The sequence below is a fragment of the Novosphingobium sp. Sphag1I genome, assembly GCF_056279125.1.
The window spans coordinates 23,687-38,996 of the sequence record NZ_JBWBQS010000004.1 but is presented as its reverse complement, the minus strand read 5'-3'; the positions used below and the strand labels follow the sequence as shown (position 1 = coordinate 38,996).

At 61.9% G+C, this 15,310-nt stretch carries 13 protein-coding genes; 3 read left to right on the top strand and 10 right to left on the bottom strand.

The features are described from left to right. Nucleotides 1-2: 2 nt before the first annotated feature. Nucleotides 3-350, top strand: a complete 348-nt coding sequence (locus ACZ9HU_RS05325) for an energy transducer TonB family protein (protein ID WP_476103154.1) — start codon at nucleotides 3-5, stop codon at nucleotides 348-350. Nucleotides 351-679: 329 nt separating this feature from the next. Next, complete coding sequence (locus ACZ9HU_RS05320; protein WP_476103152.1) at nucleotides 680-2,179, top strand: DEAD/DEAH box helicase; 1,500 nt, start codon at nucleotides 680-682, stop codon at nucleotides 2,177-2,179. A gap of 245 nt (nucleotides 2,180-2,424) precedes the next feature. Here ACZ9HU_RS05320 and ACZ9HU_RS05315 read toward each other — a convergent pair whose 3' ends face one another. After that, a complete protein-coding gene (locus ACZ9HU_RS05315) occupies nucleotides 2,425-3,939 on the bottom strand; it encodes a helicase HerA domain-containing protein (RefSeq protein WP_476103149.1) in 1,515 nt (504 codons plus the stop codon). Between the two features lie 255 nt (nucleotides 3,940-4,194). Continuing rightward, nucleotides 4,195-5,823, bottom strand: a complete 1,629-nt coding sequence (locus ACZ9HU_RS05310) for an NAD(P)/FAD-dependent oxidoreductase (protein WP_476103147.1) — start codon at nucleotides 5,821-5,823, stop codon at nucleotides 4,195-4,197. A gap of 95 nt (nucleotides 5,824-5,918) precedes the next feature. Between ACZ9HU_RS05310 and ACZ9HU_RS05305 the strand changes: the two genes are divergently transcribed. Beyond that, nucleotides 5,919-6,380, top strand: coding sequence for a DUF3237 domain-containing protein (locus ACZ9HU_RS05305; RefSeq protein ID WP_476103145.1), 462 nt, complete (start codon nucleotides 5,919-5,921; stop codon nucleotides 6,378-6,380). A gap of 94 nt (nucleotides 6,381-6,474) precedes the next feature. On the opposite strand, the gene ACZ9HU_RS05300 is transcribed toward ACZ9HU_RS05305, so the two are convergent. The 8 genes from ACZ9HU_RS05300 to rfbH form a co-directional block, all read right to left on the bottom strand. After that, on the bottom strand, nucleotides 6,475-8,103 hold the full coding sequence (locus tag ACZ9HU_RS05300; RefSeq protein ID WP_476103141.1) for an MFS transporter: 1,629 nt from the start codon (nucleotides 8,101-8,103) through the stop codon (nucleotides 6,475-6,477). A 124-nt stretch (nucleotides 8,104-8,227) separates the two neighbouring features. Further along, nucleotides 8,228-8,599: a GtrA family protein gene (locus ACZ9HU_RS05295; protein ID WP_476103138.1), complete on the bottom strand. Its 372-nt coding sequence runs from the start codon at nucleotides 8,597-8,599 to the stop codon at nucleotides 8,228-8,230. Next, nucleotides 8,599-9,543, bottom strand: coding sequence for a glycosyltransferase family 2 protein (locus tag ACZ9HU_RS05290; RefSeq protein ID WP_476103135.1), 945 nt, complete (start codon nucleotides 9,541-9,543; stop codon nucleotides 8,599-8,601). The genes ACZ9HU_RS05295 and ACZ9HU_RS05290 overlap by 1 nt, the downstream gene beginning before the upstream one ends. Before the next feature lie 15 nt (nucleotides 9,544-9,558). Then, on the bottom strand, nucleotides 9,559-10,512 hold the full coding sequence (locus tag ACZ9HU_RS05285; protein WP_476103131.1) for an NAD-dependent epimerase/dehydratase family protein: 954 nt from the start codon (nucleotides 10,510-10,512) through the stop codon (nucleotides 9,559-9,561). Beyond that, nucleotides 10,505-11,158, bottom strand: a complete 654-nt coding sequence (locus tag ACZ9HU_RS05280) for an HAD family hydrolase (RefSeq protein WP_476103128.1) — start codon at nucleotides 11,156-11,158, stop codon at nucleotides 10,505-10,507. The genes ACZ9HU_RS05285 and ACZ9HU_RS05280 overlap by 8 nt, the downstream gene beginning before the upstream one ends. 4 nt (nucleotides 11,159-11,162) lie before the next feature. Further along, nucleotides 11,163-13,046, bottom strand: a complete 1,884-nt coding sequence (locus tag ACZ9HU_RS05275) for a thiamine pyrophosphate-binding protein (RefSeq protein WP_476103125.1) — start codon at nucleotides 13,044-13,046, stop codon at nucleotides 11,163-11,165. A gap of 6 nt (nucleotides 13,047-13,052) precedes the next feature. Further along, complete coding sequence (locus ACZ9HU_RS05270; RefSeq protein ID WP_476103123.1) at nucleotides 13,053-13,856, bottom strand: aldolase/citrate lyase family protein; 804 nt, start codon at nucleotides 13,854-13,856, stop codon at nucleotides 13,053-13,055. Between the two features lie 56 nt (nucleotides 13,857-13,912). Beyond that, nucleotides 13,913-15,304: a lipopolysaccharide biosynthesis protein RfbH gene (gene rfbH / locus ACZ9HU_RS05265; protein ID WP_476103120.1), complete on the bottom strand. Its 1,392-nt coding sequence runs from the start codon at nucleotides 15,302-15,304 to the stop codon at nucleotides 13,913-13,915. Nucleotides 15,305-15,310 lie beyond the last annotated feature (6 nt).

Below are 15,310 nucleotides of genomic sequence, written 5' to 3'. Positions count from 1 at the left end.
TCATGACCAAGTTCATCACCAATATCGCCATCGGCATTGCCGGAACTGTTTTGTTCAGCACTTCGGCATTTGCCCAATCGCCCGAATGGACCCGCTCGGTCACCAACCTTTTCGCGGCCAAGCAGACCTATCCTTCGACCGCCCAGATGCGCGGCGATGAAGGCACCGCCAGGGTCAAGGTCTATATCGGCGCGGACGGCGCGGTGCAAAAGGCGGAACTGGTCGCAGGTTCGGGCTCGGCCATCCTCGACAAGGAAGCCCTCTCGGTCCCCGCCAAGGTGGGCAAGGTTCCCGCCCCGCCGGCCGGCCCGACCACGCTGACGGTGCCGATGACCTGGAAGCTGGCCTGATCTTACAATTTTCCATGCGCCTCCACGCATGACTGGGGCCGGTCGAAAGATCGGCCCTTTTTCGTATGCATTTTGCTGCACTGCGCAAAAAACTTGGCAGATGGCCATTGTTGCTATAAGGGACATATCCAAGCAAGTCGGCGCGCCGCATGAGGCAGTGCGCAGGACCGGGCAGCGTGAGGGCAGCCATTTATGGCCACCCGCCCCGGATCTCACGGATTTGCAGTCCGTTTTTCGCTTCCTCCTCACGCAGGGTCGCGCTTTTTAGTGCCCTGCTTGCCGCGCCGCTTACGCTGGTGTGCGCTGTGAAGCCTGTTTGAAAGTATCCCATGTCGTATTTTTCCGAGCTTGGCCTTGCCGAACCCCTGCTGCGTGCGCTCGAAACCAAGGGTTATAGCGACCCCACCCCGATTCAGCGCCAATCAATCCCCGCCCTGATCGAAGGCCGCGACCTGCTGGGTCTGGCCCAGACCGGCACCGGCAAGACGGCGGCCTTTGCGCTGCCTTCGCTGCACCGCCTGATCAACGATCCCAAGCCGCGCAAAGCCGCCTCGTGCCGCATGCTGGTGCTCAGCCCCACGCGCGAACTGGCGGCCCAGATTGCCGACAACATGCGCGGCTATGCCAAGTATGTCAGCCTGAACATCCAGTGCATCTTTGGCGGCATCCCGGCGGGCAAGCAGGCCCGCGCTCTGGTGCCGGGTTGCGATGTGCTGGTTGCGACGCCGGGCCGCCTGCTCGACCTCATTGATCAGCGCGCTCTGACGCTGCGTGACGTTGAAATCTTCGTTCTCGATGAAGCCGACCAGATGATGGATCTGGGCTTTATCGTGCCCTTGAAGCGCGTTGCCCGCCTGCTGCCGCCCAACCGCCAGAGCCTGTTCTTCAGCGCCACCATGCCGCAGGCGATCGAAGAACTGGGCAAGCAGTTCATCCAGAACCCGGTCAAGGTCGAAGTTGCCCCGCAATCGACCACCGCCGAACGCGTTGAGCAACGCTCGATCTTCATCAACCAGTCCGAAAAGCAGGCCCTGCTGACGATCCTGCTGCGTGACGGTCTGGCCAAGGAAGAAGGCGCGCCCGACCGCATCGACCGCACCATCGTGTTCACCCGCACCAAGCATGGCGCGGACCGCGTTGTGCGCTTCCTGACGCCTGCGGGTATCCCCGCCGCCGCCATCCACGGCGAAAAGAGCCAGGCCCAGCGCACCGCCGCCCTCAAGGGTTTCCGTGACGGCACGGTCAAGGTTCTGGTCGCCACGGATATTGCCGCGCGCGGGATCGACGTTTCGGGCGTTTCCCACGTGTTCAACTTTGAAATCCCCAACGTGGCCGAACAATATGTTCACCGCATCGGCCGCACCGCGCGCGCCGGCGCCGATGGCATCGCCATCAGCCTGATCGCCGAGGATGAACGTCCCTACATCCGTGGGATCGAGCGCCTGACCGGTGTTAAGCTGTCGCCTTTGCCGCTGCCCGCTGATTTCCAAAAGGAAGCTGCCCGCCTGCCCGCCCCCGCCAAGCGCGGCAATCCGCCGACAAACGGAGGCCGTTCGCAGGGTGAAGGTCGCCGTGATGGTGGCCGTGATGGTGGTCAGCGTCGTGAAGGCGGTCGCCGCGAAGAAAGCCGTCGCAACAATGACCGTCGCCCCATGGCCGGTCGCGACACGCCCCGCGATGGCCAGCGTTCGCGCACCCAGCGTGACGGCGACCGCGCCCGCGCCGAACGTCGTGAACAGCATGGCCGCCCACGTCTGACCACTGCAACCGGTGCTTCGCAGTTCGATCCGCTGCGCGAGAACGTTGATACCAAGGCGCGTCGGCGCTGAGGTTTGATCGGAGGCCTTATGCCTCCGGCGGGCCAAGGGACTCGGTCCCTTGGCAATCCCGATATCGGGGTGGTTGTTAATTCGCCCCCTTTGTATTGGTCGAAACAATAAAGCCTGCGGCGCTATGATAGGCACCGCAGGCTTTAATTTTGAACGCCGCATCCGACAGGTAGGGTCGAACCCGATACGCAACGAAGACATTAATGGGAGCGCGAGGGACGAGTCCCTCGCATATCTGCTAATTTCTAAACCGCCGCCGTCGAAACGCCCAGATCCGGAATGCCGATCGACCGGCGCCCGCTGTAATCCGTCTTGACCACGATCAGGTTCGACTTCTCCAGATGCTCCAGCAATCGCCGGATACGACCGGGCGAACTGGTGCCATAGGCGCGCGCCAGCGTTTCATCATCCGGGCACGGCGCCTCATCCATCGCGGCGCGGGCGATGACAAGGAAGGGCGTGAGCAGATCATCCGGCACGCTGCGCGACAATTGCAAAAGCGGCGCCCATTCCTCGTCCGTGGGGCGATAGATACCCGCCACGGCCAGAGCAAAGCGGCGACGGAATTGGGTGGCATCGCCCACATGCTGGCCGATCTTCTTCATCCGGCAGCGAGTGGTAAAATCCTGAAACAGCGATGAAATCGGCTGATAGGTGCAATCACGCTCGGCGGTGATGTCTTCCATGATCGTCGCCATGATCGCCTGCACTTCATCAGGCGGCAGGCTGGGCGGCGCGGGAACGCTGGCGGCGGAAAACAGGTTGGGTCCGCTGTCATCGACCAGCGGTTCCTCGCCCGGCGCGGGGGCCATGACATAGGTGCTGATCTGATCCATCAATTCGCTGGCATCGGGACGCGGCAGACCGGCGAGCAGCGGGGTTTCCTCCGCCGCCAGTTCCTCGGCCGTCGGCGCGGCGTGGAGCAAGGCGTGGAGATCGTCGCCCGTGACGCTGGGCGGGGGCAAAAGGCCGGTGGAAACAGCGCGGCTGCGCGTCTGGACCCCGCCGATGCGGACCGACAAAGGCCGCCGCGTGATCGCCGGGCCAAGCGCCAAAAACTGTCCGCGTTGCAGGTCACGGATGCTTTCGGCCTGACGCCGCTCCATGCCCAACAGGTCGGCGGCGCGCTGCATGTCAATGTCGAGGAAAGTGCGGCCCATCAGAAAATTCGACGCTTCGGCGGCGACATTCTTTGCCAGTTTGGCCAGACGCTGGGTGGCGATGATGCCCGCCAGGCCGCGCTTGCGCCCGCGACACATCAAATTGGTCATGGCCGAAAGCGAGAGGCGACGCACCTCATCCGTCACCTCGCCAGCGGCGGCAGGGGCGAACATCTGCGCCTCGTCCACCACCACCAGCGCGGGGTACCAGATCTCACGCGGGGCATCGAACAAAGCGTTGAGAAAGGTGGCGGCGCAGCGCATCTGGGCTTCGATCTCCAGCCCATCGAGCGCCAGAACGACACTGGCGCGATGTTGACGCACGCGGTTGGCAAGGCGTACCAAGTCATTGGTATTATAAGCCGCGCCGTCCACCACAATATGCCCGAACGGTTCGGCCAGAGTGACGAAATCGCCCTCTGGATCGACCACGACCTGTTGCACCAGCGGCGCGGATTCCTCCAGCAAGCGGCGCAAAAGATGCGATTTGCCCGAACCCGAATTGCCCTGCACCAACAGGCGCGTGGCCAGCAGTTCTTCGATGTCGATCGGCACAGGTTTGCCGTTCGATTCTTCGCCTATGATGATGGATGCAGTCACGGTTGGCCTAGTAGCGTGTGGGGCGCTTTGGGCAAAGGGCTGTGCCCCTAGTTTTCCAGAAGAAAGGGGGGATATACGAGGGTCTAGACCCCTCGCGCTCCCATTACTGTATGCGTTGCGCGATTGGTTCGGCCATAGCGCTAGGGCCGCCGCGCCGCAGGCTTTTCAATTCTGCCTGCGGCGCGGCGATGCCATTGTTCACCCCATTTTCGGGATTGCAAAGGGACAAGTCCCTTTGCCCGCCGGAGGCAAACCCTAACCTTCCTTCAAAACCTCCACCGCCAAAGCCTCCGCCACTTTAATCCCATCGACCGCCGCCGACAAAATACCGCCAGCATAGCCCGCCCCCTCACCCGCCGGATAAAGCCCGCGCGTGTTGAGAGACTGGAAATCCTTGCCCCGCGTGATGCGCAGCGGCGAAGATGTGCGGGTTTCCACGCCGGTCATGATCACATCGGGATGGTCATACATCGGGATCTGACGGCCAAAGACCGGCAAAGCCTCACGGATGGCATCGATCACATAATCGGGCAAACAGGCCGACAGGTCGGTCAGTTTCACGCCGGGTTGATAGGATGGCTTCACCGCGCCAAACTCGCCCGAAGACGCACGCCCCGCCAGCAAGTCGCCCACCTTCTGCCCCGGCGCGCAATAATCGCCGCCGCCCGCCGTAAAGGCCAGACTTTCCCATTTGCGTTGAAATTCAATGCCCGCCAGCGGGTCTGCGGGATAGTCCTTGCCCGGATCGACCGTGACGACAAGGCCCGAATTGGCGTTGAATTCGGCACGCGAATATTGGCTCATGCCATTGGTGACGACGCGGCCTTCCTCGCTGGTGGCGGCCACCACGCGCCCGCCCGGACACATGCAGAAGCTGTAGACCGCGCGCCCGTTCGACGCCTGATGCGAAATGGCATAGGCCGCAGCCCCCAACACCGGATGCCCCGCACAGGCGCCATAGCGCGCCTTGTCCACCCAGCTTTGCGGATGTTCGATACGCACGCCGATGGCAAAGGGCTTAGCCTCCATGAACACGTTGCGCTTGTGCAGCACTTCGAACGTGTCGCGGCTGGAATGGCCGGGGGCAAGGATGCAATGCGTGGCGGGCAGATAGCTCTCCGCCCCATCCTCCGTGCTGACCAGATGCAGCCCGGCCAGCGCGCCGTCCTTGATGTCGAAATCGGCGACGCGGGTCTTGAAACGATATTCCCCGCCCAGCGCCTCGATCGTCTCGCGCATGGAAATGACCATCGTCACCAGACGGAACGTGCCGATATGAGGGTGGGCCTCGTACAGAATATCGTCGGGCGCGCCCGCTTTCACAAACTCGGTCAACACCTTGCGCGAAAGATGGCGCGGGTCCTTGATGCGGCTGTAGAGTTTACCGTCGGAGAACGTCCCGGCCCCGCCCTCGCCAAACTGGACGTTCGATTCCGGCGTCAACTGATGCTTGCGCCACAGCGCCCATGTGTCCTTGGTGCGCTCGCGCACCGCCTTGCCGCGTTCGATGATGATCGGCTTCAAACCCATTTCGGCCAGAATCAGCGCCGCCAGCAAGCCGCAAGGTCCGGCACCAATCACCACCGGGCGCGTCCCGTCCCAGCCCTCCGGCGCCACCACCGGCGGGCGATAGGCCGTATCGGGCGCAGGGCGGATATGGCTGTCGCCATCGAACCGCGCCAGCACCTCGGCCTCATCATCCAGTTCGATGTCAAAGACATAGACCAGCTTGATCGCATTCTTCTTGCGCGCATCATTCCCGCGCCGGACCATCACCTTGCGCAGGATACGTTCGGGCGCAACACCCAGCCTTTGGACGACGGCATCGTCCAGTTCTTGAGGCGTGTGATTGAGCGGCAGGGCAAGGTCAGAAAGACGGATCATGCCCCGCCCATAAGCGCTTGGCCGCAAATTTGCCACCCCGCGCTTGCACGCATCTGGCACAGCGCTATCCTCCATAACAAAATGGGAGAGAATGGATGATCAAGCCTGAACTGGAATTCGTTTATGAAGCCACCGGCGAACTGGAACCGCCCCGCCCGATTGGCGAAACCTATGACGGCACGCGTCGGATCATTCCCATCATTGGCGGCGGGCGGGTCGAAGGGCCGCTGATCAAGGGCCGCCTGATCGGCAATGCCGCCGATTGGCAATTGACGCGGACCGATGGCGTAACCGTGGCCGATGCGATTTATGCCATCGAAACCGACGATGGCGCGGTGATCCAGATCCGCAACAAAGGCCTGCGCCACGGCCCGCCAGAAGTCATGCAACGGCTGGCCGCGGGCGAGGTGGTCGATCCGGCGGAATACTATTTCCGCACCGTGCCCGAATTCATCGCGCCCAAAGGGCCGTATGAATGGATGAACCGCTCGATCTTCATCTGCTCGGGCGCGCGCTATCCCTTGGGCATCAAATTGTGGGTGTGGCGGGTGGCGTAATGCGTTTTGCGTTCAGACTACGCTGAACGCAAAACAACGCTCAAGCACCGCGCGGGCTATCGCCATTCGCAATGCCTAGCCATTGCGAATGGCTCTAAACCGGCTCCCCCGCCGCGAGAGCGCGGAGCAAGACCGCGCTCTCGTCCCCCCTCACCCGCATGGCCAATGCAATCAGCACCAGCACCAAAGGCACCGCCACCAAATTGATCGACAGGATCGCTGTCGCCAGATCGCCATGCGTGGCGTCCGAAATCATCCCCACAATATATGGCCCAACGCCCAGCCCTGCGATGGTCATCACCACGATATAGGTCGAGGCCGTCAGCCCGCGCATCCGGGGCAGAACCTGATCATACATGACGGCATAAAGCGGCGGCATCCACATGGTCAGCACAAAACTGTACAGCACAAATCGCGTATAAAAGCCCCCCGCATCGGGCGCATGATAGACCCATACCGCCAGACAGGGCGAAACCCCCATCGCGAACAAAGCCAACAGCACGCGCCCCACACCGGGCAATTTCTGCCCCGCCCAATCGGTCACCGGCCCGGCCACCATCGGCCCGACCACACCCAGCGCCGCCGAAAGCAGCCCGAATTGCAGACCTGTCTGCGCAGGCGTCAGGTGATAGGTTTTCATGAGAAACGCAGGCGTGAAGGCCATGCAGCCGTAATTGATCATGCTCTGCAACGATCCCGCCGCGATGCACAGGATCAATGAAGGGCTGCGCATCACGGCATAGGCAGGGCGGTCGGTCACGCGCACCGCCTGGACCAGATTGAGCGTGGCAAACAGGCCCAGCCCCACCACCGCCCATTGCAGCGTATGCGGCGACAGGCTGATAAACCCAAGGCCCAACAAAGGACGCGGGCTGAACGCCGCCCCCGCGCGGGCCAATGCCACCATCGCGCCAAGGATCAGCGCTGTGCCCAACAGGTTGACCGCCCACACCCGCGCCGAGGCCCCTCGCCGCGCCAGCATCACCCAGTTGGTAAAGGGCACGACCGCCATCAGGACTTCGAAAGAGGCGGCAAAGGGACGCGGATCGGGCGGGGTCGTAATCCCTTCAATCGCCCCGCGCACCGGTTCGGCCAGACGCGAGAGCAGCCATGCCAAAGGCAAGCCCGGAATAGCCGCCAACAGGAAAGCGAACTGCCATCCGCGCAGCGCGAAAGGCGCACCCGATGCGGAAAAACGCCCATCCCACCAATCGGCCGCCACCCCGCCCAGCACGCTGGACAGGCCAAGCCCGATGGCAATTGCCGCCGCCATCACCGCCATGGCAAGGCCGCGCCGCGCCTTGGGGAAATAGTCATAGATCAGGCTGGTGCCCGCAGGCTGGCTGGCCGCCTCGCCAATGCCGACGCCAAGGCGCGAGAGGGCGAGCAAGGCAAATCCGCTGGCGACCCCGGCCAATCCAGTGGCCAGCGACCAGAAAGCGATGCAGATGGCCAGCAGCCATGTCCGCCGCCAGCCATCGGCCAAACGCCCAAGAGGCAGCGAAAAGACCGCATAGAAAAGTGCAAAGACCGTGCCGTACAGCAGGCCCATTTCCGCGTCGCCAATGTTCAGATCATGTTTGATGCGCGGGGAAAGGATCGCCAGAATGTTGCGGTCCAGCAGGCTGAGCAATTGCATCGCGCAGACCAGCAGCAGCGCATACCACCCACCCTGTGCCACGCGGGTTGATGAGGGCGCAATTCTCCCCGTCTGCATATGCATCTTGTCCTCTCTCCTCCGGTCTGGGCGGTTTGTCCGCTCCTTGGGTCTGTCCGGGTCTGGTGGGGAGGATAGCTGGCAGGCTTACCCTTGCCTAGAGAAAAAGAGACGTATTACTTACAATTTATCAGGCGCGAAAAACCAGCCTTTTCAGCACGGCATAATTGAGCACCACGACCGCAAAGGTCGTCACCGCGCCCGCCAGATAGGGATCGGCAATGAAATGCGAGGCCAGTTTCAGCCCCGCGAGATTGATAAGGTAATTGCCCGCATAGGACAGCGCAAAGCGCATTTTCGCAGGGCCTGCCCCGGTAAACACCCCGCGCGAATAGGTGAAATAGTTGAACCCCGTGCCCAACACATAACCAATCGCCTGCGCCGCATAGCGGTCCAGCCCCAGCCAGATCAGACCGGCATAAAGCCCATAGCCAAAGGCGGTGTTGATGACGCCCGCCACCAGAAAGCGGACAATCTCCACCGCCCGATCCCGCGAGATCATCAGTAATCCTCTGGAAAATTCACCCGCTCACGCTCCAGCACCAAGGGCGTGCCGCGGGTGCGTTCCGAGATCTGGCGGATATGATCGCCCATCAGGCCCATAAAGCCGAAGATCAGCGCAAATTGCGCCTGAAGCACCATGCCGATCAGCCAACCCGCAATCGGACGCCCGGTGAAAAAGGCGATCCCCGCGCCCACCAGCATCAGGAAGGACACGATAGCGCCCAGCACGCTGAGATAGAGCGGCGCACGCAGCAGGCGTTTGGACGACCCCGTCAGGCCCGCAATCGCGAAATCGAGCAGGGTGAAGAAATTGTTCTTCGATTTGCCCCGCACCCGCGGCGGGCGAACATAGTTGATCGTTTCCAGCGGAAAGCCGGTTTCCACCAGAAGTCCGCGATAAAACGGCTCCGGCTCGTTCAGCGCCTTGATCGCATCGACCACGCGGCGGCTGTACAGGCCAAATCCGGTGGCATTGGGAATCGTCTGAAAATCGCCGAAATTCTTGGCCAGCCAATAGGACAGCGCACGGATCGCGGTCAGCATGAGGCCGGATTTCTCCGTCTCACGCACGCCCAGAACGATGTCGACGCCTTCTTGCCAACGACGCACGAAATAGGGCAGCAGTTCCGGACTGTCCTGAAAATCGGCGCACATGCCGATGACCGCGCGCCCCGCGGCCGCATAAATTCCATGGGTGGGCGAACGCATCTGGCCAAAATTACGCGTGTTGGCGATCAGGCGAATACGCGGGTCGCGCTGACACATCGCCTTGATGATCGGCACGGTGTTGTCGGTCGAATGGTTGTCGATAAAGATGATGTCAAAGCTGACGCCCAAAGGCTCCAATTGCTCAATGACGGCCTGCGCAATTGGGCCGGCGTTCATCTCTTCATTGTAACAGGGGATGACCACCGAAACATCAATGTCGGCACTGTTCGTCATGGATTACCTTCCCGCTCAGGCGGCGTGAGAGGAGCGTTGCGTCCACGCGATCATCTCGGCCACCTGCGCGGCCAGAGGAACGGGGGCAACGCCATATTCGGCAAGAAGCGCACGATAGGCCGCATCATCGCCGTGATAGATATCGGCGGGGCCGGTGGTGATGTCGGCACGGGCAACGGTTCCGCCTGCTTGCGCCGCCACCACGCCCGCGATCTCACCCAGTTCGAGCGCCTCGCCTCCGCTGTCAAAGCGCAGCACGCCATTGGGCGCCTGCAAGGCGGCGAACACAAGGCTCATCAATTCGCGGATGGCGACATAGGCCCGCACGACCTGACGGGGGGCACGCACCTCCACCGGGCGGGCGGACATGGCATCGGCCAGAAAGCTGGCAATGGCATAGGCGCCGGGCTTGTTGATATAGGGTCCGGTCAGGGCAAAAATGCGGGCGATCACCGCTCGTTTGCCCGCTGCATCGGCCCAAGCGGCGAACCGCTCCTCATCCTCACGCTTGAGCGAGCCGTAGAGACGCATCGCGGCGCTGGCCTCGGGATCGTCGGCTTTGGATGCCGCCCCGCTGCTGGCGACAAAAACCGCCTCGGCGCCGATGGGGTTCAGAGCCTTAAGCACCGCATCGCTGATCGCGCGGTTGGCGGCGACATAGGCGTCCTCGTCCATCGCCTCGGCGCGATCCTTGGTCAGGAACGCGGTGTGGAGAACAATCGTCGGCTCATTGGGCAACCATGCCATATCGGCCAGCGGACGCTGCAACACCTGCGATCCGTCGGCAAGGCGCAGGGCGCGCGTGTTCGAACCAAAGGCCCGCACCCGCTTTTCAAACTTGTCCCCCAAAGCCGCCATCAACAGGTCGAGCGTCGCCAGACCAATCCAGCCCCCCGCCCCGGTGATGACGATGCGCCGCCCGTCCTCGACCAACGCGGACGCCACCGAAGGTTCCAGCCCCTCAGCCATGCGCGCGTTCCATCACCGCCTCGGCCAGCTTGCCAAAACAATCATAGCTCATTGCCGGGTCGGGTTGGTAATCGGGGTCGGCATAGCCATGCGTCAGGAACAGGAAAGGCATGCCGCGCGCATCGGCCACCGCATGGTCCAGTTCACTGTCACCCACAAACAGGCAATCGGCCGAAGAAGCGCCAAGATCGGCCAGCACCAGATCCAGCAGATCCGGCGCCGGTTTGGACGGCACGCCCGCCCGCGACCCCACCACGCTTTTGAACAGCGGGGCAAGGCCGATATCCTCCAGCACCTTGTCGACCAGATTCTGCGGCTTGTTCGAACAGATCGCCAGCACGAAACCCTGACCATGCAATTGGTGCAGGCTGGTGGCTACATGGTTGAACAGCGTTTCGGCCCGCGTTTGCGTCACGGCATAACGGCGGCGGAATTCGGCCAGTTCGGCCGCCACATCGCCGCAATCATCGCCCAGCAATGCCGCCACCATCTTTTGCCCGCCATGGCTCATCCAAGGGCGGGCAAATTCAGGGTCGATGCGCCGCGAACTGCCGCGTTCGTGGAGCATGCCCTGCAGGATCTCGACACAGATCGCACAGCTGTCGACCAGCGTGCCGTCCAGATCAAAGATCAGATGGCGGCGCATAATTTTAACGCAATGTGGCGCAGGGCGCCATCGCTTCGGCCAGTTCCTCGTCCGACAGGAAGGGCGAGAGATCCTCGAGCGGGGGCGAAACCATCGTACCGTCGGGCAGACGGCGGCTCGACAGCTTGGGTTCGAACTGCTGCGCTTTGTCGATCATCACTTCGCACAGCTGCGGCCCCTCGCCATCCAGCGTTGCGCGGATTGCCGCCGACAGGTCGCCATCCCTTTCGCAACGCGTTGCGGAGAAACCGAAACCGGCGGCCAAACGCGCGAAATCGGGGAAAGTCAGACCGCTGTCCGGGCCGCAGCCGACCGAGAAGCCCTTGAAATGGGCCACCTGCGACTGGCGGATCGAGTGATAGCCGTCATTGTTCAGCACGAAAATCTTGATCGGCAAACGCCCGCCCACGATGGTCTGCAATTCCTGCAGGTTCATCATGATCGAACCATCACCGGCAAGGCAGATGATCCGCTTGGGGGCATCACCAGGCTGTACCGCACCGAAATAGGCCCCGATCGCGCCGGGAAGATCATAGCCCATGCTGGCGCAGCCCGAATTGGTGTAGAGCCGCTGCCCTTGCTTCAGATCAGCGCATTGGAAGATCGTGACGCAGGCCGTACCATCGCCCGAAACGATGATGTCGCCCTCTTCCAACTCCTTGAACAACGCCTCGCCAAAGACATAGGGGTTGATCGGGCCGGTTTCGCTGCGGAATTCATCGCGCACGGTGGGATATTTCGCGGCCCGTTCACGGCTGCGCGCCAGATAGGCGGCGCGGTTTCCCGCCCCCGTTTCGGGCACGCCCAGCGCATCGACCGCATCAAAGAAATCACGCAGATCCGCATGGATCGCCCTGTGCAAATTGAGCGTCGGCTTGCCCAGCTCGGCCCGGTCAATGTCCACCATCGCCACCCGCGCATTGCGGGCAAAGCTCTGCCAGTTATAGCTGATCTGGCGGATGTTGAGGCGGCTGCCCAAAACCAGCACATAGTCGGCGCCCTGCACGGCGAAATTTCCGCCACGGTCGCCCACGCTGCCCGGACGGCCAACATAGAGCGGATGGGCATTGGGCAGCGCGTCATGCGCGTTCCAGCCCGTCACCACCGGCGCACCCAGCTTTTCAATCAGCGCGAGGAAACGTTCATGCGTGTTCGACAGGCGCACGCCTGCGCCGACAAACACCACGGGCCGCTCTGCTGCGCAGAATTCGCCCAACATTGCGCCAACCTCGGCCTGCAACGCATCACCCGTGAGCGCGCCGGTTTCGGCCGCATTGTTGGGCGCGTTCCATTCTGCGGCGGTGTCGATATCTGCCGCAGGATCAAATGCCTCCAGCGCATCGGGGTCCACCGGAGCCGCCTGAACGTCGATGGGAACATCGATCCACACCGGACCGGGGCGACCACGAGTGGCAAGGTAGATCGCCTTTTCCACCACCTTGCGCGCCTGTGTCGGGTCTTGCAGCACGACGGCATATTTGGTGACGGGCCGCACCATGGCGACAATATTGACTTCCTGATCGCCCAACTGGCGCAGCGGGATATGCGGGAAATTGCCCGCGATCGTCTCACGCTTCACTTGCCCCGACACCACGATCATCGGGATCGAATCGACATAGGCGCCATAGACGCCATTAAGCGTGTTCACGCCCCCCGGCCCCGTGGTGACATTCACCAGCGCAGGTTTACCACACAGGCGCGCATAGCTTTCCGCCGCAATGGCGCTGGCCTGCTCGTGGTGGTTGAAAATCTTGCGCAGCCCCTCTTCGCGCCCAAAGGCGTCGTTGAGATGCATGGCCCCGCCGCCCGTCAGCATGAAGCAGTCGGAAACACCGCTTTGCACCAACAGGCGGGCGATCAGGTCGGCGACCCGGATAGTTTCAGCCATAGTGGTTTACGCAGGCTCGGCGGTCTTGGCGGTGGCCTGACGCGCTTCCATCATGGCGATGCGGGCCGCGTCTTCCTCGGCGATACCGCGATAGAAATCGCGCTTGTTTTTGAGCCAGAGCAGTTCGAACTCAATCGCCAGCTCCATGCCCGCCTGCGCGCGCCCATCTTCGACCACGGCGGCGTCGAACACGACCTTGCGCGTTTCAAAGCGGTCGAGACGATGCGCCCGGGCACCCGCCAGCAGCGGCACCGAATCCGGGCTGACCCCGCCGCCCACGACCAGTTCAAGGCCCCGTTCCTGCGCCACCTTGGCCACGGCATTGACATAGCCGGCCATCGCATCGCTGTTCACAAACGAACGGTCATGGCCCAGCGAGCCGGCGAAATCGACGCGGCCAAACACGAAACCAACGTTGCCGCCCTGCGCCACTTCGCCCAGCTTTTCGAGAGCTTCGAAGGTCGTGACCGTTTCCACATTGAACAGGAAGGACATATCCGCCTGCTCATCCTTGGGGAAAATCTTGTCCTTGGCCGCAATGAACTTGGTCAGCGCATAGGGCGTTTCGACCATGGGCGCGATGACGTAGTCGACGCCATACTGGCGCGCCTCGATCAGGTCGCGGATCGCCTCGCAACCGCCGATCTTGAGCGCCACCTTCAAACCGGCGCGACGCGCCAATTCGAGCAAGCGCAGGAATTCATCGCTGCGCGTGCCTTCGGCTTCGAACTCGGCCTTGACCGAGACAAAGCCATACTTGGCCGCGCCCTCAGTCAGAATCGCCAACATGCGTTTTTCGTATGCGTTCACGTCTAAACCTCTTCGGCTGGCTTTTCCGACCCGGCCCGTATCAAAATATTGCTGACTTAGCCCTTAGCCGATCCGTAATGATCCGCAAGGAACACGCCAAGCTGCTCGGCGGTATAACTAAGGTGATCGTCCGTCAAACCCGGATAGATGCCCAACCAGAAAGTATGGGTCGTCACCAGATCGGCGTTCGACAGATCACCCACCACCCGAACGTTGCGACCCTTCATATAGGGTTGGTGCAAGAGGTTGCCGCCAAACAACAAACGGGTGCCGATCTTCTTCTCGTTCAGGAACTGAACGAGTTGTTCACGGTCGATGCCGGTTTCGGGGCGGATGGTGATGGGATAACCGAACCATGACGGTTCGCTGCGCGCGGTCGCCTGCGGCAGGATGAAGACATCCTCCATCGGCTTCAAAAGCTCGGTCAGCTTGGCAAAATTGCGCTGACGGGCGGTGATGAAGCCGTCAAGACGGTCCAACTGCGCCAGACCGACGGCGGCCTGCATGTCGGTGATTTTCAGATTATAACCAACGTGGCCATAGGTATACTTGTGGTCATAACCATGGGGCAAGGTGCCCAGCTTGCGGTTGAACCGCTTGCCGCAGGTGTTGTCCTGACCCGGCGCGCACCAGCAATCGCGGCCCCAGTCGCGGATCGATTCGACCACACGCTTCAAACGCGGCTTGTCGGTGAACACCGCGCCGCCCTCGCCCATGGTGATGTGATGCGCAGGGTAAAAGGACAGCGTGCCCAGATGGCCGAACGTGCCCACCGGTTTGCCATCAAACGTCGCGCCCAAGGCGTCGCACGTGTCTTCGACCACCCACAGGTTATACTTTTCAGCAACGCGCATCACTTCGGCAATGTCAAAGGGATTGCCCAGCGTATGGGCGATCATGATGGCGCGGGTCTTTTCCGAAACCGCCGCTTCGATCATCTCGGGCTTGATGTTATAGGTCGGGATGTCGCAATCGACGAAAACCGGAACCAGCCCATATTGCAGCGAAGGGTTAACCGTGGTCGGAAAACCCGTTGCCACGGTGATGACTTCGTCGCCCGCCTTCAACGCATCGCCGCGATGATAATGCGAGGTCAACGCCGCCAGAGCCAGCAGATTGGCCGACGAACCCGAATTGGTCGTCAACGCATGGGCCACGCCCAAACGTTCGGCCAGCTTTTCCTCGAACACCGCATTGTAACGCCCCGTGGTCAGCCACATGTCGAGGCTGGCATCCACCAGATTGCGCAATTCACCCTCGCCCACGACCTTGCCGGACACCGGCACAACGCTTTCACCGGGCAGAAACGCGCGGGGGGAATGATAACGGCGTGCATATTCCTCGGACAGGCCAAGGATCAGTTCGCGCAATTGCCCTTCGTCGCTGCCCTTGACCATATCCGCAACGGCGGATGAAAGGTCGAGCATGGGGTTATCGATGGTGGCCATGGAATC

What these genes read in the sequence shown, in the direction of transcription:
- ACZ9HU_RS05325 (WP_476103154.1), top strand. Translation starts at nt 3, where the DNA reads ATGACCAAGTTCATCACCAATATCGCCATCGGCATTGCCGGAACTGTT.
- ACZ9HU_RS05320 (WP_476103152.1), top strand. Translation starts at nt 680, where the DNA reads ATGTCGTATTTTTCCGAGCTTGGCCTTGCCGAACCCCTGCTGCGTGCG.
- ACZ9HU_RS05310 (WP_476103147.1), bottom strand. Translation starts at nt 5,823, where the DNA reads ATGATCCGTCTTTCTGACCTTGCCCTGCCGCTCAATCACACGCCTCAA.
- ACZ9HU_RS05305 (WP_476103145.1), top strand. Translation starts at nt 5,919, where the DNA reads ATGATCAAGCCTGAACTGGAATTCGTTTATGAAGCCACCGGCGAACTG.
- ACZ9HU_RS05300 (WP_476103141.1), bottom strand. Translation starts at nt 8,103, where the DNA reads ATGCATATGCAGACGGGGAGAATTGCGCCCTCATCAACCCGCGTGGCA.
- ACZ9HU_RS05295 (WP_476103138.1), bottom strand. Translation starts at nt 8,599, where the DNA reads ATGATCTCGCGGGATCGGGCGGTGGAGATTGTCCGCTTTCTGGTGGCG.
- ACZ9HU_RS05290 (WP_476103135.1), bottom strand. Translation starts at nt 9,543, where the DNA reads ATGACGAACAGTGCCGACATTGATGTTTCGGTGGTCATCCCCTGTTAC.
- ACZ9HU_RS05285 (WP_476103131.1), bottom strand. Translation starts at nt 10,512, where the DNA reads ATGGCTGAGGGGCTGGAACCTTCGGTGGCGTCCGCGTTGGTCGAGGAC.
- ACZ9HU_RS05280 (WP_476103128.1), bottom strand. Translation starts at nt 11,158, where the DNA reads ATGCGCCGCCATCTGATCTTTGATCTGGACGGCACGCTGGTCGACAGC.
- ACZ9HU_RS05275 (WP_476103125.1), bottom strand. Translation starts at nt 13,046, where the DNA reads ATGGCTGAAACTATCCGGGTCGCCGACCTGATCGCCCGCCTGTTGGTG.
- rfbH (WP_476103120.1), bottom strand. Translation starts at nt 15,304, where the DNA reads ATGGCCACCATCGATAACCCCATGCTCGACCTTTCATCCGCCGTTGCG.